Genomic DNA, 21003 nt, shown 5'->3' on the forward strand with positions numbered 1-21003 from the left:
GATTATGAAACATATCGTGTATATAGTACTTCTTTTATGGAGTGTGAATATTTTCGCCCAAATGGAACCGAACTATGGTATTCAGTTTTATCATGGAACATGGAAAGAGGGAATAGAGAAAGCTAAGGCGGAGAACAAATTGATATTCGTGGATTTCTACACTCAATGGTGTGGTCCTTGTTTAAATATGGCGGAGAGTGTGTTCACTCTCCCCTTTATCGGGGATTTTTATAACACGAAGTTCGTGAACATGAAGATTGATGCCGAGAACGGGGAGGGAGTGGAACTTGCCAAACGCTATAGCGTTAATTCTTACCCGACTTACGTGTTTGTTGATCCGGCAAGCGAGGAGGTGGTACACCGGAGTAAATCCCGTCAGTCTGCCGAGCAGTTTCTTGCCACGGGAAAAAGTGCTTTGGTACCGGAATTGCGTTCCGGTTATTTGACTGAGGAATTTGCTAAAGGACGTGATGACCGGGAATTTCTAAAGAATTATATCAATTACAATGCTTCTATCTATGAACGGGAGAACGTGCAGAAAGCATTTGATATGCTGATGAAGAAGGGGGCGAAGTTGACGGAACCGGACGTTTGGAAGATATTTAAAGCCAATATCACGGGGGTGAATAATCCTTATTTTCAAGAAGTTGTACAGGGGTATGACAAGTTCGTAAGCGTGTTGGGAAAGGATATAGTAGACAACAAGTTGTACATGGAAACCCGGAATGCTTCTTTGGAGGAATTAAATCGGTTGCCGGAATTTAAGGGTAAAGATTTGAACAAGTATCTGGTACAAATCAATGCTTTGGTAAGAAATAAAGAGTATGATAAGGCTGATGTGTTGATTCGGCGTGCTATGGCGGATACCTCCATTAACCAGCAGGATTTTATCGAACAGTTCCGGTTTACCGTGCGCGGCAGTTATTGGGACCCGGAAACCCCGGTGGAGTGGTTGAGCAGGTGTGCCTCTTATTTGCAGTATATCGCTTATAATAGCGACAACCGACAGGATCCGTACATCCATCAAGAGTACGCGGCATTGCTGGAACGTCTGATTCGTAAGACCCCGGGGGCTGAAAAAGTTTTTCCCGCATCTATTATGGATAAACCGGAAGTCGGAGCCAAAGAATACAGTATGCGTCCGAAGAATCTGGCACAGAAACCGACACGAAAGAAAAAATGATATTTTAGTGTGTGATTGTTTTAATTGTGTGTAAGAAGCGGAATCCTGTCATGGTTCCGCTTCTTTATTTTGAAAGAATATAGATAACTTTGTCGAACAATAGACGTGTAAATTAGATTAGTAACATTATATTTGCATGGTTATTAATGTTGATGCTCGTGGATTATTCAGATGATAAAGAATTATTAGAAGTATTGAAATGTGGCAAGATATCAGCTTTCGAGTATATCTATACCACATACTATGATTCTTTGTTGAATTATGCCGACCGTTTATTAAATGATTTGGAAACCGCCCGGGATGTTGTCCAACAAATGTATTATAAAATATGGGAAGGGCGTGAAGTACTGAATATTTCTCTTTCTGTAAAAGCATATCTTTTTAAATCGGTTTATCACGCATGTTTGAATACTCTGGCTCATAAAAAGAATATTCAAAAGTATGAGCGGGAACAATTGGCAGACCTTTATTTTTCTAATGTTATTCAATCGCCGGAGGCTGAAATGGAATTGTGGCAGGCTGATGTAGCCAAAGCGTTGGACGAGGCAATAGCTTTGTTGCCGGAAAAGTGTAGAGAGGTATTTGTTTTAAGTAAGGTAGAGGGGTTGAAAAATAGGGAGATTGCTGAAAAATTGAATATTTCCGAGAAAACGGTAGAACGGCATATGACGATAGCTTTGAGTAAGTTGCGTGAGGAATTGGATTGGTTGCTGCAAATTATTTTATTTTTTTCGGTTTCTCATTGGGGGTAAAACATGTTTTGTCTGTCTTTAGTGTATAAAAGGCAGGAAAGATGGAAACAGAAACTTTCAATATAGATGAATTACTGATTCGTGTTTTGTCGCATCAGGCAGAACAAGAGGAAATTGTATATTTTTCAGAATGGATGAAGGATGAGCGGAATCGACTTTATTTCGAGAAGTTTAGAAAAGTGTGGAATCTTTCCTCTGGAAGACATGCAGACCGGGAAATGGTTGAGGTGGGACTGGAAGATTATAGACGGTTTATGCATCGGTCTTTAAGTCCGAAACACAACATGAAGCGTGTATGGAGAATGCTCTCGGCTGTAGCCGTGGTGATGATTGGTGTTTTTGCTTTGCTGCGTTTGTATGAACCGGAAAAACAAATTGTCCCCGAGGGGAAGGAAATTATTTATAGTAAAGGAATATTGTTGACTCTTTCCGATGGCAGGAAAGTAAATGTTCTTTCCGATTCTTTGGCTTTGTCCGACGGAATGGAAGATGATATCAAGATAAGTAAGATCAACAACCGGGAGATTGCTTATGAACTGAATGATTCATTGGCGGGGGCTGGGGATTTTGAATTGGCATATAATGAAATTATTGTCCCCGCGGGAGAGCGTTTCTCTCTTCGATTGTCGGACGGGACAAAGGTTTGGATAAACTCGGAGAGTTCGTTGCGTTACCCGATACGTTTCGGTAAAGAGAGACGGGAAGTGGAGGTACGGGGAAACGTTTATTTTGAAGTGACACGGGATACAGCTTGTCCATTTGTTGTTGCGGGGAGGGAGTTGGTGACTGAAGTACTGGGTACTTCTTTTGAAGTGAACCTGTACGGGGATCGGAATGAGGCCAGTGCTACTTTGGTGGAAGGAAAAGTGAGGGTTCAAGCGGGGAAACATGCTGTCGTTATGAAGCCCGATGAGCAAATCGTGTTCAACACGAAGAGCGGGGACGTGGAAGTAAAAAAGGTGGATGCTGCTAATATGGTAAGATGGAAAGATGGAGTACTCGTGATAGATAACGAGCGGTTTGATGATGTTGTCTGGAAACTGGAGCGTTGGTATGGTGTGACTATTATTAACGAGACAGGAAAATCATTCTCCCAGCTTTTTAGCGGAGAATTTGACAGGGAGGATGTTCGGGCGGCTATTGAAACGATATGCGTGAATCTGGGTATTCAATACAGAATGAATGAAGACAGTATTATTTTACAAAAATAAAAAAGGAGTTCCGAGCCGTGCGACCAACACTTGGGATACTCCTTTTAAATTAAGCTTTATATAATCATTTAAAACTTACATGACAAATCTATGGAAAAAAAACAACATTTTTTGTCGTTGTCAGTATTATTTCTCAAAAGAGTAGTTTTACTGACGTTGATATGGGGTGGTATTTGTTGCAGTCCGGTTCGGGGTGCTGATGTCGGACAACCCCGAAAGGTGACTTTGAAATTGAAAGGGGTGTCACTTTCCGTGCTGTTTAACGAGATTAAAAAACAGACTTCTTACAAATTCTTCTATAATGATACACAAGAGAAGAATATCGGGAAGGTTACAGTTTCCGTGACGGACGAAACCGTTGAAAACGTGTTGAAACGGGTATTTGAAAATTCTGCCTACACGTTTCAAGTCGTGGGTGAACAGATTGTGATCACGGATAAAAAAATGGAAGATACAAGGCAGAAAAATGTCCGTATCACGGGGCTGGTTACGGATCAACACAAGATTCCGTTGCCCGGTGTGACCGTGGTCGTGAAAGGATTGACGATCGGAACTGCCACTGACGTAAACGGTAGATATGCATTGACATTACCTGCGATGGAGAATATGGCTTTGATCTTTTCCTTTATCGGAATGGAAACGGCGGAAGTGAAATGTACCGGACAGGATACGATTAACGTGGTGATGAAGGAAGAACAGTCCGAGCTGTCCGAAGTTGTTGTTACCGGATACCAGACTATCGATCGCCGAAAAAACACGAGTGCCATTCAGTCTATTGAGATGGACAAAATCAAGGTTCCCGGGGTACAAACTATAGATCAGTTGCTTGAATCACACGTGCCGGGGATGATCTTTATGCAGAATTCGGGACAAGTGGGGGCAGCACCGAAATTACGTATCCGGGGTACTTCCACGATACTTGGCAACCAAGAACCCGTGTGGGTGTTGGATGGTATCGTGTTACGTGATCCCGTGAACGTGAGTCCGACTTTGATTAATAATCTGGATTTCGTGAATTTGGTTGGAAACGCTATTTCCGGCATTAACCCTGAAGATATTGAACGTATTGATATTTTGAAGGATGCTTCCGCCACGGCATTATACGGGGCAAAGGCGGCAAATGGGGTAATTAATATTACCACGAAGAAAGGGAAGACGGGACCGCCTTCCGTGACGTACAGTTTGAATGGCAAGTTCACGGCAAGACCCCGTTATTCGGACAAGAATATTTATTTGATGAACTCGAAAGAACGTATTGCGTATTCCCGAGAGATTGTCGAGAAGGGGTTGTCGTACCCGACTATCAATAATTGGGTCGGGTATGAAGGGGCTCTTGATAAGTATAACAATGGAATCTATACTTATCAACAGTTCACGGATGAAGTATCAAGATTGGAAACCGTGAATACCGATTGGTTCGATCTAATCACGGAAGATGTGTTTTCTAACAGCCACACGTTGAGTTTGTCGGGTGGTAGCACGAATATCCGTTATTATGCTTCCTTGGGATATTCTAACGAGAAAGGGGTGATCAAAGGTGAAAAGAATGATCGTTATTCCACGAGTATGAACATCAACGGGAGTTTCAATAAATTCTCGTTCTCGTTCGGGATGCTGGCTAATAAAGGGGTGCGGGAATACGTGAATAGTGAGGTGAATATTCTGGATTACGCTTATAATACTTCGAGGGCTATTCCGGCATTTAACGAAGACGGGAGTCTTTATTTTTATGACGTGAAAGGTTCTTCTAATGCCAGTTCTAATAGTCAGTTGGCATTTAATGCTTTGCATGAGATGGAAAATTACCGGGACGAGTATAATAGTTCCGGGATTACCTTGAATATGAATTTGAATTATCGTTTCAATGATTGGCTGAAAACCCAATTCATATTTTCATACAGTATTAATAACACGATGCAGGAAACGTTTATCGGTGAAAATTCTTTCTACGCGTCAAATCTTCGGGGTGTGAATTACGGGGTGGAGTTGACGCCGGATCAGAAATCGATTAGTTTATTACCCGTGGGGGGAGAGTATCGTGAGGATGTTACCCGGAACGATAATTATACTACCCGTCTGCAATTTGATTTCACAAGGTTCTTGGATAGCGGGCAAAAACATTTGATCAATGCCGCCGTGGGTTTCGAGTTGGCGTCTTCAAAATATGACGGAAAACATCAAGTACATCGGGGATATCTGCCCGAGCGGGGAAAGATGATCGCGACATTGGCTCCCGACGTGTACCCTTCTTTTACCAAATGGCAAATGGAAGAGGAGGATGCAAGAGGGGTGATATCGGATAATATCCAGAACGAGATGTCTGCTTATTTGACGTTGACCTACACGTTGAATAACGCTTATTCATTTAATTTTAACACCCGTGCGGATGCTTCCAACAAGTTTGGGGATCGCAGTAACGAAAAGATATTGCCGGTATGGTCGGTTTCCGCGAGTTGGGATATGAAGGCAAATATATTACGGGATGTTAATTGGGTTAACGGGTTATCCGTGAGAGGTTCTTTCGGGTATCAAGGAAATATGTTGAGTAATCAGACTCCGGAACTCATTATCAAGAAAGGGAATATGAACGATTATTTCGGGGAGTACGAGTCGAATATACAACATTATCCGAATCCTGATTTGCGGTGGGAGAAGACGGGAGCCTTCAATGGTTCCGTGGACTTTGCCTTGTTCAATAATCGTATCCGGGGTACGTTCTCGTATTTCTACAAGAAGACTAAAGATGCTTTCCTGAGTAAGACGGTAGCGGATATCAATGGCGTGGAAACCTACGTGATTAATTCCGGGACAGTGGAAAACAAGGGTTTCGAGATGAGTTTCAATTTTACTCCTTTTAAAGCGGGTGGTGAAATCGGTGGTTTCCGTTGGGATATTGATCCGCAAATAGGGCAAGTGTTGAATACCTTGTTGACGAAAGCGGTTAATAATGATAACTTCGAGAAAGATCAGGATGAGATATTTTACACGAATTATCTGGATGGGTCGGCGTTGATTGAAGGGGAGCCTCTGAATACCTTCTTTTCATATAAATTTCAAGGGCTTTCGCCCGAGGACGGACGCCCGATGTTTTATGACGTGGAGGAAGAGCTTAAAGATGAATATTTGAAGATGGAACGGGAGGATGTGTTTCGCCGGGTGATGAAGGTGTCCGGTACGCGGGTGCCGGTTTTGCAGGGTGGTGTGTCGAATACCTTCTCGTATAAACGGATGTCATTGAGTTTTAATTTCTCGTACTCGTTCGGTTCTAAAATTCGGTTGATGCAGTTGTACGGGACGAATAAAAACGGAACGACGGTTGCTCCTCTGCCGGAAAGAAACGTGCGTCGGGAGTTCGTGAAACGCTGGCAACGTCCGGGTGACGAGCGGCACACGAGTATCCCGGGATTATTACCGAATGCCGAGTATAGCAGGACTTTGCAGCCGTGGTGGAAGTCCGGGAACAATAACTCGATTAACTTTGCCGATAATATCTGGCAGATGTATGATAATTCCGATATCCGGACTGTGAGCGGGAATTATTTGAAGTTGCAGTCTTTTGTGTTTAATTATACTTTGCCGGAGGAGTTCTGCAAGAAGTTGTTGTTGAAGTCGGCATATGTCGGGGTTTCGGGAAGTAATTTGTTTACCATTTGCAGTTCGAAACTGAAAGGGCAAGATCCTTCACAATCGGGGACAACCGATAAATTGAATTTGTCGATTCGCCCCTCGTATTCCGTTAATTTAGGTATCACGTTTTAATTAATTGAGGCTATGAAAAGTTATATAAGTTATTTAATCCCGATTCTTTTCTTTTTAAGCTCGTGTAATGATTTCTTGGAAGAGTATTCACAGGATATGACATACGCGAAGACGGCGGCGGATTTGGACGAGATATTGATAGGGGACGGGTATATGAAGGTGCCAAGTAGGCAGGTTATTGTTTCCTTGGGGGGTGATGACGGTTATTATTTCCCTTGGATTCACGTGATGGATGATGATATAAAGCAGTTTGGTCCGGGAGGGAATGCTGATGCTTCGCAGTTTATTGATTTTGCAAATTTTTACACGTGGTCGGAATATCCTTATATGCGGGAAGGCGAGGAGGTGAGCGATACGGATTGGAAACGCTTGTATAAGCACATCAGTTCTGTGAATGTGATACTGTCTAAAACGGAGGAGATAAATGATCGGCCGGAAGCCATAGAGCGGATTAAAGGCGAGTGTTATTTCTTGCGCGGGGTGTACTATTTTTATCTTGCTAATATCTATGCCAAGCCTTACGTGAAGGCTTCTGCCGCGATAGATTTAGGTGTGCCGATTAAGACTACCGAATACGTGGAGGATATTTATTTCAAGCGGAATACATTGGAAGAAACCTATACCCGCATCACGGAGGATTTGACGTTGGCTGCCCGTTTATTGAAAGGCAAAGAGCATAAAACGATTTATCGGGCAGGCTTTTATGCCGTGCATGCTTTTTTGAGCAGGGTGCATTTGTACATGGAAGATTACGAGAAAGCACTCGCGTCTGCCGATACCGTGTTGCAGGGAGGATACGCTTTGTTGGACTACAACGAGCGGTTGGCGTTGGTGGTACCGGACAAGTGGGGAACAATTAACGGTGCCAGTATCACGTTTAAAGATTCGCCTGAAACAATCTTTTCGCAAGGGGGGAATTGTTTTGCAGATTGTGATATGACGAGCATGAGTAATTTTGATGTGTCGGATGCTTTGGTTGAAATGTTCCGTCAAGAACCGGGTAATGATTTGCGTATTGATTCTTGGTTGGGGATTTACAAAGATGCTTGGGGAAATCCCGTGTATCTTGTAAAGAAATTAGTAGATAGTCAGGATGGACTGGTTTCTTCTGAGTGTCTGTTGCGTTTGTCCGAGGTTTTGTTGAATAAAGCGGAAGCTTTGGCTATGCTTTCCCGTGAGGATGAGGCGCAGAATATAATTGAAGAGTTGAGAAGTAAACGTATGAAACAAGGTACTCACGTCGCTTTGGACAAGCGGACGGGCGAGAAGTTGATGGAATTAATCCGTGACGAACGCCGTCGGGAACTTTGCTTCGAGGGACACCGTTGGTTTGATTTGCGTCGTTATGCTGTTCATTCCAAGTATCCTTATTCCAAACCGATTATTCATGATCAGTATTTTTATAATAATACGACTTGGATGCGCGAGTATTTGGGCAGTTACCAGTTGAACGAGTACGCTTCGGAGCCCGCTTACGTGATTCCGATCCCGCGGTCGGTGATCGAATTCAACAAGGGGAACATGGTGGATAATGCCGCTCGTCCTCAAAGAGAAATGTTTAAACGCTTTTAATTTTAATTCCAATGAAATATCATATATTACTTCTGGTGATGGTGTTCTTTGCTACGGGATGTAGTGAAGAGGATGATTTGCAACCCTCGTACTCGGACGTGGAGTGGTTTGTGCTGCAAGATAATCTTGATGATGCGGTGCAACATGCCGCTTACGGGGTGTATTCCACTTGGGGGATACCGGTCTTCTGTAATGATACGATCGGAAGTCAGGAACGGGGTTTGGATCACAATGGAAACCCGATCGTGTATTATAAAGTGTTGGATTTGAATTATAATCTAAATAACCCGACTAACGCATTTAGTATTAACGCCAAACATATTTCGTTGATACGGGATGAAGCGGACAAGTTGGCGGGAATAAAGTTCGTGGATGAGGTGCTGTTGCCTAATGTTCCCGAGATATTTTATATTCAGTCGATTCTTTTGTTGGACTCGATATATGAACAGCAATACGTGGGAGGGGCGAAGAGCATGAAAGCGGTGCATCAAGCCATGGAGACGTTGGCTGTAGCCGATATTCCTGTCATCGCGAATATGTCGCAAGCGGAGAAAATAGAGCGGGCGAATGAGATTATCACCTATTTGGCTATTAAGTATCTGGCAAAGAATCCTTCGTCCGAGATTGAGACCTTTAAAAAGGTGAGTTATGATCCAGCGACACAAAGAAGTTATTACGGGATGAATGTGCGTACTCCTAATTATCCGGGAGAGTCGTGTCTTGCACCTGCCCGTTGGGAAGTGTACGGTTTCTTGGATTATTCCCGGGACAATTATCCGTATGTGACCGATCCCGATATAACGAAATGGCGTTACAGGATTGTAAAGGAAGATGAGGATATCGAGGACTATATCATGGCGGTGGTTTCGTATAGTAAGGCGGAGTTCGAGGGAATGTATGCCGAGTACCCGATGGTGTTGGAGAAATTCCTGATTATGCGTGGCGTGATGGAATCAATAGGCTTTGAATTAAAGTGATTTGTAATGGAGAAATGCATGAAACCGATTCTTTTGGGAATTGTCGGAGTATTGTGTGCGTTGATTTCTGTTGCACAGGATGCGAAGGTCGTTTTTAAGTCGCATCCTGTATTTCAACGTTATCCGGCAGAATTGATTAAAGAAACCCGATATAATATGGTTCGTTCCGAACGGGTAGCTCCGGGAGATTCTATTACTTTTTTATTGCGGGTGACCGATCCGGAAGGGGAATATTACAGATTGTACGATTGGGGAGCATTGAATGTGTTCGTGAAACCGGGTAGCACCATCGTCATTGATTACAATGACCGAGAGCGGACGAAGACGAAATTCTCGGGTGATTTGGCCGCGGAAAATGCGTGGCTAAACCAATCTTGGTTTTTGAGTTATCAAATGCTGTACCCGAAGTTGCTTACACCTCAAACTACTTACAAGGAGTATGAACGACGGGTGTTTTCCAATGCCGATTCGTTAAAGCGAGTTGTAAAAAGTATTTTTCTCTCGAAAAAGTTCGTGGAGGACTGTCAATGCCGGATTGATTTTATGGTTATCAGCACCTTGTTGAATTACTATCAGTTCTCGGCTCAAAGTATGCAACGGGAATTATCCGCCGCAGATTTTGAATCTTGGAACAGGGATTTCAAACTTGCTTTTTCAAAAGTCTTTTTGAAAAAGGCTCGTCATATATGTAAGCTTTACAAAGAACAGGAGGTATTGCAATATTGGCAAACGAGTCAGGCGTTAATGAATGTTGTTCATAATATCGAACCCGGTTTTGCCGGACAAATCGGTTATTCACTATTCGAGGAAGAATACGCTTTGATGCAGGTACTGAATGATGTGACTCGTCTATATAGTCCTGAGCTTTTGGATTTCCCGGGGAAAGTAAAAGATTCTGTTATTTTGGATATTGTAAATGAACATATTAAAGACAAACGTGATCTTTTGACAGGGGTGGAAGCGATGGATTTTGAGTTTAAAGACATGGACGGCAACGCGTGTAAGTTGTCGGATTACAAGGGAATGCCCATTTTTATAGACGTGTGGGCAACATGGTGTAATCCTTGTAAAGCCTTGGCTCCCGTGTTTCACGGGTTGGCTCGGGAATACAAAGAAAAGAATATTAAATTCATTTCAGTATCTATTGACAAGAAGGCCGCTCCTTGGATGAATTATTTAAACGGACATCCGCGAGTGGAAAATGTTCTGGAATTGCATTCCGGCAATAAAAAGTTTCAGGAAGCGTACAAGATTAGCGGTATTCCGCGTTTCATATTGATTGATAAGAATTTTAAAATACGTATGGCTTTTGCTTACAGACCGGGAATGAAAGCATTGAATTCTTTGCTCGATCTGGTTTGCGTGGAGTAATTTTTAAGATTGCAGAATTGCGTCCATCAACAAGATTAATGTTGATGGACGTTTTATTATAAATCGGGTAATAAGCAGTACCTAATATTAAAATATACGGATATTTTCGGAATTATCTTTTGAAAGCTGTTTCATTTTTCGTATTTAACGTTAAATTTGTCAACATTGAATATTGAAAATGTGGATACATGCAATTATCAGAAGAGCAGATTATTAAGTTAGCTCCTGATGCGGCATCCGTGAAAGCCGGGAAGGGTTTGGCTTCGGCGGCGAAGTGGGTGTTGCGGGGGGCTAGTGAACGGGCGTTGTGGGGACATTGTCAGGGAAGCGGGGCGAATCCTTACCAGACACAGGTGGATTTGCAGAATATAGCTTTCAAATGTTCTTGCCCAAGTCATAAATTTCCTTGTAAACATAGTTTGGGATTACTGTTTCTGTATGCCTCACAGCCAAACTTGTTTTCGACCGGAGAGGAACCCGCGTGGGTGGCGGAGTGGTTGAATAAGCGGGAGAACAAGGTGGCGGAGAAAAAAGAGAAGAGCGATAAACCGGTGGATGCGGCGGCACAGGCAAAGCGTCAGGAAGCGAGGCATCGGAAAGTACTGGGAGGTGTCGAGGATTTGCAGGGTTGGCTAAAGGATTTGGTGCGGAACGGTTTGTTGAGCGTGCCGGAACGTGCGCAGGCGCTGTTCGAGGGGATAGCGAAGCGCATGGTCGATTCACAGGCTCCGGGATTGGCGGGGATGATGCGGCAGTTGCAGGAAATCAATTATTTCGGGGAGGATTGGAAGTATGAATTGACCGCTCTATTAAGCAAGGCATACCTTGTGGCGGAGAGTTACAAGCATTTGGACGAATTGCCCGATGATTGGAAGGACGAGATTCGTACTCTCGTGGGATACCCGCAGGCTAAAGAGGAGGTGCTGGCAAAGGGGGAAACGGTAACGGATGATTGGTATGTCGTGGGTACCGAGTCGCTCGAACAAGACCGCCTGACGGTAGAGTATAATTGGTTGTACGGACGACAGAGTAAAAGATATGCGCTGCTTTTACAGTTCATCATGGCGGGCTCGTTGCCGGAAGTGGCATTATTACCCGGTACGGTCGTTCGTGCCGATGTCACCTTTTACCGGGGAGTGAATCCTACTCGGGTGCTGGTACGTGAACAACGGGGAAGCGGGGAGTTATTCCGCCTTACGGACGGAAACGCGGGGTATATGAACCTGACGGAAGCGACGCGGAGATTCCGGGAAGTGCTGACGGTAAACCCTTTTACTTACGAGGTGCCGATGATCGTGAGCGGGGTGCGCTTCGTGGTACACGAGGGACAACTTTGGTTGCAGGATAGCGACGCCCGTTTGCTCGCCTTGAGCGTGGGAGAAGCCGGACGCTTGAAAGGGCTTGCCGTGACGGGAGGTCGTGAATTTACGGGTTTCTTCATGGCGGGGGAGCGTAGGTGGAGAGTGTTATCGTTATGGATAGATGATAAATATTACACGTTGAATAATGAGTATAACGGATAATATAATAAATACAGCCCTATTGGGTACGGCAAACCGGGAGTTGACGGAGGGGGAATTGCCGGAAGATTTGAGCGATACTTTGTTGAAGGTAAAAGAGAGTGCCGCGGACGGGGAAGAAGTTTTTTACAAGACGGCTGCCGTTTTGTTTGCTTATTATCGTTCCGGTTTGGAACCCTTGAAGTTGAAGGAGCCGGTTCCGGTCATGGAAGCGGAGCCGGAAACAATGCCATACGCCGGGAAGAAAGCGGCGGCTCTTTTAGGAATGTTATTGGGGGAGAAATACTCCTACATGTTACTGTTATGGTACAAGACGGCAGCAAAGCACGGTTATCTGATTCCGGCGGAGTATTTGCCGGGAGTATTGGGAAGGGTATTCTTGCCCGGTAGCCAGACGGCAAAGCGCGAGAAACAATTCTTGCCTTCCCTGATTGGTAACCGGGGACGGTGGTTATTGCCGTTGATGAACTATCCGCCTTTGCAGGAGGAAGGAAATGAAGATTGGGAAACGGCGACTCATGCTGACCGGAAGCTGATTTTGTCCCGCGTGAGGAAGGACAATCCCGCCCAAGGTCTTGAATTATTGCGGGCGGAATGGAAGAACGAGTCGGCACAACATCGTGCGGAATTATTGGCTTGTTTGGAAATCGGTTTGTCGAAATCGGATGAAGAATTTCTGGAAAGCGTACGTGCCGGAGATCGTAGTAGCACGGTAAAGGACTGTGCCTTAGATTTGTTGCGGCAAATACCCGATTCTAATATAGTGGAGTTGTATTCCCGGACATTGAAGCAGCATTTGCGTTACCGTCGTTTGCTCGGCTGGGCTGTTGAACCGATTGCGTATTCCGGGGAGTTGAAAAAAGCGGGTATCAGCGAACTTAGTAGTAACAAGGGCGAGAGTGACAGTGATTACATATTAAGGCAAATGGCTGAAAATGTGCCTCTCTCGTTTTGGTGCGAACTGTTGGAATGTGACGCTGAAACTGCGGCACAGCGGTTGCGTAAGTCCCCGCCTTTCTCCAAGTATATTTGTTTGGAGAACGCTATTTTCAATTTCCATGACCGACAATGGGCTTACTATTGGTTGAAAGGAGAACGGGTATTGCAATCCCCGGAGTTGACATCATTAGTACCTCTTTTGCCTGTCGGGCAACGGGAAGAATTGAATCTGGAGGGAAAAGTACAGCAGAACTTTTACGTGACGCAATGGTTGGACGATACGGACGAGGAGTGGGGAGTGAAGTTTTCCCGAGGGGTATTGAGAATACTCTATTCCATGACATATTGCTATTACGACCGTCCGACTTGCGAGCAACTGGCTCTGCGTATACCCGCTTCATTGTTAGGCTATATCGGGGAACTGGGCGCGACGAAAGAGAATAGCAACAGCCATTGGGAATTTACCGTTCGTATGCAGCAACTACTGCAAATCAAGAAGGATATAGAAGAAAGCTTGATTAATTTTAGATTTTAGATTGAATAATTCCAGCCGCACGGGGCTGACGTTTTTTGATATTAACTTTTTTATAACTTGAAATATGGGTTTATTATTAAGACGACACGCGGAACAGCAGTTCGAGGAAGAACTACACGAGTTAAAGAAGAATGAAACAAATAAGGTTCCGGAGAACTGGCAACTATCTCCGCAATCCGTTGTGACCTATCTTATGGGAGGTACATTGAAAAACGGGTTTGAAGTGAGTCCTAAATATATTGGAAATCGGCGGTTGATAGAGATTGCCGTGGCAACACTGGTTACGGACAGGGCTTTGCTGTTGTACGGTCTGCCCGGAACGGCAAAGAGTTGGGTGAGCGAGCATTTGGCGGCAGCCGTATCGGGTGATTCGACGCTGATAGTGCAGGGTACCGCCGGGACGGGAGAAGAAGCCATTCGCTACGGTTGGAATTATGCCAAGTTACTGGCGGAAGGTCCCAGCGAAGGGGCTTTGGTGCAAACTCCCGTGATGCGGGCGATGAAAGACGGGAAACTGGCTCGTATCGAGGAATTGACCCGCGTGGGATCGGATGTGCAGGACACGTTAATCACGATTCTCTCGGAAAAAGCTATGCCTATTCCTGAACTGGACAGAGAGATTCAAGCTATACGGGGGTTCAACGTGATCGCTACTGCCAACAACCGTGACAAGGGAGTGAATGAATTGTCGAGTGCCTTGAAGCGTCGTTTTAACACGGTAATTCTTCCTTTGCCCGATACGATTGACGAGGAGATTGATATTGTCCGTCGTCGGGTAGAGAGCTTCTCCGGCGTGATGGATATACCTGCCGAGAAACCGGCTTTGGAAGAGATTCGCCGGGTGGTAACCATTTTCCGCGAATTGCGGGGCGGGGCTACCGAGGACGGTAAAACAAAATTGAAGACACCGAGTGGTACGTTAAGTACTGCCGAGGCTATATCCGTGGTGAACAATGGGTTGGCTATGTCCGGTTATTTCGGTGACGGTCGCCTGAATGCTATCGACCTCGTGTCCGGTATTATCGGTGCTGTCGTGAAAGACCCGGTTCAGGACAAGGTGATATGGCAGGAGTACTTGGAAACAGTAGTGAAGGGACGCGACGGATGGAAAGACATCTACCGTGCTTCTCGCGAAATGCTGTAATTATCTTTTAGTTTATACAATGATTGATGGAATACATTTTTTAGGTATACGGCATCATGGTCCCGGTTCTGCCAAAAACGTGAGGGCGTATCTGGAAGAATTGGAACCGGATATGATATTACTGGAGGGACCGCCCGAGGCGGAGGCTTTGCTTCCGGGGGTGCTCCGCGAGCAGATGCAGCCACCTGTGGCTTTGTTGGCTTACCAGCCCGACGAACCGAGGCGTGCGGTTTTCTATCCTTTTGCCGAGTTTTCCCCGGAGTGGCAGACGATGCGGTTTGCCATGAAGAGGGAAATACCCCTTCGGTTTTTCGACTTGCCTTTGATATATCATTTAGCGTTATGGAAAGAGCGGGAAGAGCGAGCTGAAGCCCTAGAAACGAGCGAAGAGCAAGAGGAAACGGATAACACGGGGGACACGTTGCCTTTGACGGAGGAAACAGAGATAAAGGAAGAGTCTGCCGCCGAAGAAATGATACATGTCGATCCTTTCGCGGCTTTGGCAAAAGCGGCAGGGTACGATGATCCGGAATTGTGGTGGGAAGTGAATTTCGAGAACCGTCGGAACAATGAAGAAATCTTCCTTGCCGTCAAAGAGGCAGTGACCGTCTTGCGGGAGGCTTTCCCGAAAATAGACCGGGAAACGTCGTTGCGGGAGGCATGGATGCGGAAGATGATTCGGGCGGTACAGAAGGAGGGATACAAGCGCGTAGCTGTCATCTGTGGAGCGTGGCACGTGCCCGGGTTGGAGAATATGCCGAAGCAGAAAGAGGATAACGAGATACTGAAAGGTTTGCCCAAGGTAAAAGTCGAATGCACGTGGATCCCGTGGACATACGATCGTTTGTCTTACCGTAGTGGTTACGGCGCGGGGATTGTTTCTCCCGGTTGGTACGACCACGTGTGGGATTACCCCGATGACGATGGAACCCGCTGGATGAGTAAAGTGGCATCCTTGTTTCGGTCAAGGGGAATGGATATTTCCGTTGCCCACGTGATTGAAACGGTACGTTTGGCGCAAGTCATGGCGGCTTTACGCGGTTTATCCCGTCCGTCGTTGGAGGAGTACAACGATGCCGTTACCACGGTAATGGGTTTTGGCGATCCTATCGTCCTGCAAATCATCCGGGAGGCTTTGGTAATCAGCAATCGCATGGGAAATGTACCCGACGATGTTCCTAAAGTGCCTCTACTCGTGGACGTGGAGAAATTGTTGAAGCGTTTACGTTTACCTTTAAGCACGGAGATTAAGGAGTACAACTTGGATTTGCGCAAGCCGAACGATTTGGAGCGGAGTATCGTTTTCCACCGTTTGAACTTGTTGGGAATACGTTTAGCCCGACCGATAGCGACCGACGGGAAAGGGACTTTTAAAGAGTCTTGGTCTGTTTATTACGAACCGGAACAGACATTGGCTATTATCGAGAAGGCCGTTTGGGGGAATACACTGGCGGAAGCGGTGGTGTCGTATAACGTGCACTTGTCGAAAGATATCTCTTCCATTTCCGAATTGGTAGACCTCTTGCAACGGGTTATTCCCGCCGACCTGCCCGATTTGGTGGAGGAAATGACGCGACGTCTGGACGTACTGGCGGCTTCCGTGACGGATGTCGTCGAGATGATGAAAGCCATTCCCGGCATGGTCACGGTGGTGCGTTATGGTAGCGTGCGGAATCTGGATTACGGTAAGGTGAACGATATGCTCTACGCCATGATGGCCAGAGTATTGGCGGGAGGAGTACTGGCGTGTGCCAATATAGACGAGGATGCGGCGTCCGACCTTATGGATAAGTTTGTCGCCGTGGATTATGCCGTTGCCACGGCAAACCAACCGGAATTAACGTCTATGTGGATGGAACTCGTGCAAAAGGTTCGGGAGGCGCGTAGCAGTCATCCCTTGTTGTCCGGTTATACCACCCGTTTATTGCGTGATAAAAACGTGTTGGGATACGAGGAAACGGCACAGACCTTGCAATACTATACTTCCCGCGGGAATGCCGCTTCCGAAACGGCTTTCTGGTTCGAGGGATTCCTGAAATCATCGGGAACTATCCTTTTATTGGACGAGCAATTGTGGGATCTCGTGAATGGTTGGCTGGCTTCCCTTGGTGACGAAACCTTCATGGAATTGTTGCCCATATTGCGGAGGACGTTCAGCGAGTATAGCGTACCGGAACGCCGGAAACTGGGGGAGAAGGCCAAAGGAACTTCCGGCGTGAAGCGTGTAAACATGCAGGACGAAGCTTTTAACGCGGAAGACGCTAGAAAGGTAATTCCTGTGGTGTGGCAGCTAATGGGAATAAAGTAACCTGTATTTTCAATTATTAAAGTAAATATTATGGAAGAAACCCTTTTAAAAAGATGGCGGTTGATACTCGGGGGTGATGCGGCGGACGGCACGGGAATCTCGTTAAGTCCCGAAGAGTCCCGCGTGGACGATGCTTTGCACGCCTTGTACGACAGTGATCGGCGGGGAGGTTTGGGTGGTTCTGCCCCTAAAGTGAGTCGTTGGTTGGGTGATATCCGGGAATTCTTCCCGCAATCGGTAGTACAGGTGATACAGAAAGACGCTATCAAGCGGTTAAACCTCACCTCTTTACTTACCGAGAAAGAGATGCTCCAGTCCATTGTGCCGGACGTGCATCTGGTGGCGACGCTTATGTCCCTGAGTCGGGTAATCCCCGAGAAGAACAAGGCGATAGCCCGTGACGTGGTGCGTAAGGTCGTCGACGAGTTGATGAAGAAACTCTCCGCGCCGATGCAGCAAGCGGTGACGGGTGCGCTGAATCGTTCCAGCAGGCGTCGCAATCCCCGCTATAACGAAATCGACTGGAAAACCACGATAGAAAAGAACCTGCGCAACTACCAACCGGAGTACAAGACGATTATCCCGGAGGTGCGTATCGGCTACGGGCGGAAACGGCGGGCGCTGAAAGACATCGTGCTTTGCCTCGACCAGAGTGGCTCCATGGGTGCCTCGGTCGTTTATTCGGGAATATTCGGTTCCGTGTTGGCTTCCATTCCCGCGGTGCAAACCCGCATGGTTGTCTTTGACACGTCCGTGGTCGATCTGACCGATGACTTGCAAGACCCCGTGGATTTGTTGTTCGGTGTACAATTGGGCGGGGGTACGGATATCGACCGTGCTTTGGGGTACTGTCAAACGGTTATTACCCGTCCCTCCGACACGGTGCTGGTCTTGGTTACCGACCTTTACGAGGGCGGGAACGAGAAAGAGATGCGCGAGAAGATGATTTCCCTCGTGCAGAGCGGGGTACAACTCATCGTTTTGCTGGCATTGAACGACGACGGGGCGCCTTTCTACGATAAAGAAAATGCCCAATTCCTAGCCGAATTGGGAGTTCCCGCTTTTACCTGTACGCCGGATAAATTCCCGGATTTAATGGCGACCGCTTTAGCGAAACAAGATATAAGTATATGGTTATCAAAAAACACATGATGATTAAAGGTAAGAAAAGTATAGAGCTCATCGAGCGTTGCGCGGAGATATGGGAGGCTGCGGTACGGGCAACCCACCATTTCGTGAAGGAAAGCGATATCGTCTTCTACCGTCCTTACGTGCGGCAGAATTGCGACAATCTACCCCTTTTGTTGCATCACGAGGGGGACGAGGTGGTGGCGTTCCTCGGTTTGGATTCCACGTATATAGATATGCTGTTCGTGCATCCCGATTACCGGGGAAAGGGTATCGGGCGAAAACTGGTACAGAGGGCGGTAGACGAATACCACGCCGAAACGCTTACCGTCAACGAGCAGAACGAGCAAGCCCTCGGTTTTTACCTGAAACTGGGTTTCGAGGTGCAAAGCCGCAGCGCCCTCGACGGGTTCGGCTTTCCTTATCCGCTCTTGCACATGCGCTTGAAGAATCCCCGCCAACGATTGGTAAAAGTGACGGGCGACAAGAAAGCCTATCTTTCCTTGTTCTTGCTTGCCGATCCCTCGGAGGAAATGGTCGATCGTTACCTGCCCGACGGCGAGATGTTCATTCTCGAACGGGACGGACGGGTAATCGGTGAGGCGGTAGTGGATGCCGCGGGCGAAATAAAGAACCTCGCCGTCGATCCCGACTACCAGAGGCAGTATTTCGGTAGGTACATACTGGCCGCACTGGCTGAACACTACAAAGACCGTTTCGATTATTTATGGGTAGGTACCAGTGATTACGGCACGGTGTATTACGAGCAATACGGTTTCGAGTGCGACCACGTGGTAAAGAATTTCTTCACGGACAATTACCCCGAACCAATCATCGAGGACGGCAGGCAATGTGTCGACATGGTCTACCTCAAGCGGAAAATACGGTAGAATAGGTTTCTATTCTACCAACCACTTTTCAATATTTCTCGTCTTTTTGGAGAAGTTGATTCCTATTTTAAATAACTCGCGGGAATCAGCCTCAAAGGGTAGGGCGTAGTGCTTTTCATTGATTTGCTTTAATGCCTCTTCCGCCGATCCTTCCAGTTTAAATTCCATCACGTAGATATATTTGTCTGTCTGCAAAACCAGCTCGATACGTCCTTCACCGGTATGATATTCCGCTTTGACATAGAAACCTATCAATTTGAAGACAATGAAAAGTATGTTTTGGTAGTGTAATTCAACATCTTTCGCCAATTCATAAGGTGTGTCGGCAAAGAAACTTTGCAAGCGTCGGAAGAACGCGTCGTAATTACCCGTGCAAATCTCGCCGACAAACTGTCGGATGGCAAAAGGTGAATCTACCGCGTTCGTGTTAGCGTAGAAAGGAAGCAGGAATTGAATGAACCCCTCTTCTACCTCTCGGTTGGGAAATCCTAACGAGTAGAGCCCGAACACCTTGTCGTATCCTTTGATGGTTAAGTAACCGCTCTGGTATATCACCGGGATAGCACTCCCGTCGTTGTAAATACTGTTCAGCACGTCGGCACTGGTTTCCACGTTTTCTATCTTTTCCAGATTATAACGATTCTGTTTCAGTAGTTCCACCAGATACGTGGGAGTTCCCGTTTCGAACCAATAGTTGCCGAATTGCATCTTTTTGAATGTATTCAGCAGGCTGAACGGGTTATAGATACCTTCCGAGTTTGCCGTGAAATGATAACCGTCGTAACGTTCCTTCATCTCTTTGCAGGTTTCCTCGTAGCTCATGCCTTGCGTGGCTGCCAACTCGTGCAAGTCTTCCTCGAAACCGGTATGCAGTTCGTTGTCCGTGATTCCGCACAAGCTCACGTATTTCCTGTCCATAGATATATCTTCGAGGTTATTCAAGTCACTGAACACGCTCACTTTGCCGAATTTCGTCACTCCTGTCAGTAAGGCAAACTTGATATACCCGTCCATGCTTTTAAGTACACCGTAAAAGGCTTTCATCGTGTTACGGTACGCATTCTGCAATTCCTCGTTGCCAATCGCTTGCAGCATAGGTTTGTCGTATTCGTCAATCAGGATAACTACATCCTGTCCCTCTTTTTCACGAGCCCTGCGAATAATACCTTTAAAACGCAGCGAGGGACTGACCTCCGTTGGTCTGCTCCCGTACAATTCTTCCCATTCGGCTAACCTGTCGTTTAATATGTTATCCAGACTATCGGGTTTGTCGTACTTTTGCGCATTCAAATCCAAGTGCAGGATAGGATATCTTTTCCATTCCTTTTCCAGTTTTTCCATGGCAAGCCCAGTGAAAAGCTCTTTTCTCCCTTGGAAATATGCTTCCAGTGTTGAAATCAACAGACTCTTACCAAAACGGCGAGGACGGCTTAGGAAATAATAACGTCCGGACGATACTAGTTCATAAACCAATGCTGTTTTATCAATATAAAGATAATCATCATTGCGTAGACTCTCGAAATTCTGAATACCGATAGGATATAGTTTTTTCATGGCTTGTTTATTTCATTGTGTCGGACTATGACAAAGATAGTATAAATCACGGTAACAGGAAAGATATTTTCATTATTTTGTCACGTGTGAACACGTGACGTTGCAAATGGTAATTTGCAAACTTTTACTATATTTGTCATGCGCGACCTGTAACTCGCGA

Annotated in this window: 14 protein-coding genes; 13 read left to right on the forward strand and 1 reads right to left on the reverse strand. The window is 46.0% G+C overall.

The window, feature by feature from the left end; all coding sequences use genetic code 11:
• Window positions 1-4 precede the first annotated feature (4 nt).
• From ACK8P8_RS02610 to ACK8P8_RS02670, 13 genes are all read left to right on the forward strand, one after another.
• Window positions 5-1183, forward strand: coding sequence for a thioredoxin family protein (locus ACK8P8_RS02610; protein WP_222621159.1), 1179 nt, complete (start codon window positions 5-7; stop codon window positions 1181-1183).
• A gap of 152 nt (window positions 1184-1335) precedes the next feature.
• Window positions 1336-1935, forward strand: coding sequence for an RNA polymerase sigma-70 factor (locus tag ACK8P8_RS02615; protein WP_255302108.1), 600 nt, complete (start codon window positions 1336-1338; stop codon window positions 1933-1935).
• 41 nt (window positions 1936-1976) lie between these two features.
• Window positions 1977-3146: a FecR family protein gene (locus ACK8P8_RS02620; protein WP_186975582.1), complete on the forward strand. Its 1170-nt coding sequence runs from the start codon at window positions 1977-1979 to the stop codon at window positions 3144-3146.
• A 90-nt stretch (window positions 3147-3236) separates the two neighbouring features.
• Window positions 3237-6905, forward strand: coding sequence for a SusC/RagA family TonB-linked outer membrane protein (locus ACK8P8_RS02625; RefSeq protein WP_186975581.1), 3669 nt, complete (start codon window positions 3237-3239; stop codon window positions 6903-6905).
• A gap of 12 nt (window positions 6906-6917) precedes the next feature.
• On the forward strand, window positions 6918-8477 hold the full coding sequence (locus ACK8P8_RS02630; RefSeq protein WP_186975580.1) for a RagB/SusD family nutrient uptake outer membrane protein: 1560 nt from the start codon (window positions 6918-6920) through the stop codon (window positions 8475-8477).
• Between the two features lie 11 nt (window positions 8478-8488).
• The gene (locus ACK8P8_RS02635) at window positions 8489-9454 is read left to right on the forward strand and encodes a hypothetical protein (protein WP_186975579.1); all 966 of its coding nucleotides are present in this window, start codon (window positions 8489-8491) and stop codon (window positions 9452-9454) included.
• A 6-nt stretch (window positions 9455-9460) separates the two neighbouring features.
• Complete coding sequence (locus ACK8P8_RS02640; protein WP_186975578.1) at window positions 9461-10825, forward strand: TlpA family protein disulfide reductase; 1365 nt, start codon at window positions 9461-9463, stop codon at window positions 10823-10825.
• A gap of 188 nt (window positions 10826-11013) precedes the next feature.
• Entirely contained in the window at window positions 11014-12348 is a 1335-nt protein-coding gene (locus ACK8P8_RS02645; RefSeq protein ID WP_410025520.1) for an SWIM zinc finger family protein, read from the forward strand.
• Window positions 12332-13819 carry a DUF5691 domain-containing protein gene (locus tag ACK8P8_RS02650; protein WP_410025521.1) on the forward strand — a complete coding sequence of 496 codons (1488 nt, stop codon included), beginning with the start codon at window positions 12332-12334 and terminating at the stop codon, window positions 13817-13819. The genes ACK8P8_RS02645 and ACK8P8_RS02650 overlap by 17 nt, the downstream gene beginning before the upstream one ends.
• A 64-nt stretch (window positions 13820-13883) precedes the next feature.
• On the forward strand, window positions 13884-14963 hold the full coding sequence (locus ACK8P8_RS02655; RefSeq protein WP_099292604.1) for an ATP-binding protein: 1080 nt from the start codon (window positions 13884-13886) through the stop codon (window positions 14961-14963).
• Window positions 14964-14982: 19 nt separating this feature from the next.
• A complete protein-coding gene (locus tag ACK8P8_RS02660; RefSeq protein ID WP_410025522.1) occupies window positions 14983-17271 on the forward strand; it encodes a DUF5682 family protein in 2289 nt (762 codons plus the stop codon).
• Between the two features lie 30 nt (window positions 17272-17301).
• Entirely contained in the window at window positions 17302-18423 is a 1122-nt protein-coding gene (locus ACK8P8_RS02665; protein ID WP_369860088.1) for a VWA domain-containing protein, read from the forward strand.
• Entirely contained in the window at window positions 18420-19289 is an 870-nt protein-coding gene (locus ACK8P8_RS02670) for a GNAT family N-acetyltransferase (protein WP_369860089.1), read from the forward strand. Before ACK8P8_RS02665 ends, ACK8P8_RS02670 begins: the two co-directional genes overlap by 4 nt.
• Before the next feature lie 9 nt (window positions 19290-19298).
• Here ACK8P8_RS02670 and ACK8P8_RS02675 read toward each other — a convergent pair whose 3' ends face one another.
• Window positions 19299-20843, reverse strand: coding sequence for a PD-(D/E)XK nuclease domain-containing ATP-binding protein (locus ACK8P8_RS02675; protein ID WP_099292601.1), 1545 nt, complete (start codon window positions 20841-20843; stop codon window positions 19299-19301).
• Window positions 20844-21003: the final 160 nt, after the last annotated feature.

The organism is Butyricimonas muris, from assembly GCF_046365375.1.
GTDB lineage: Bacteria > Bacteroidota > Bacteroidia > Bacteroidales > Marinifilaceae > Butyricimonas > Butyricimonas muris.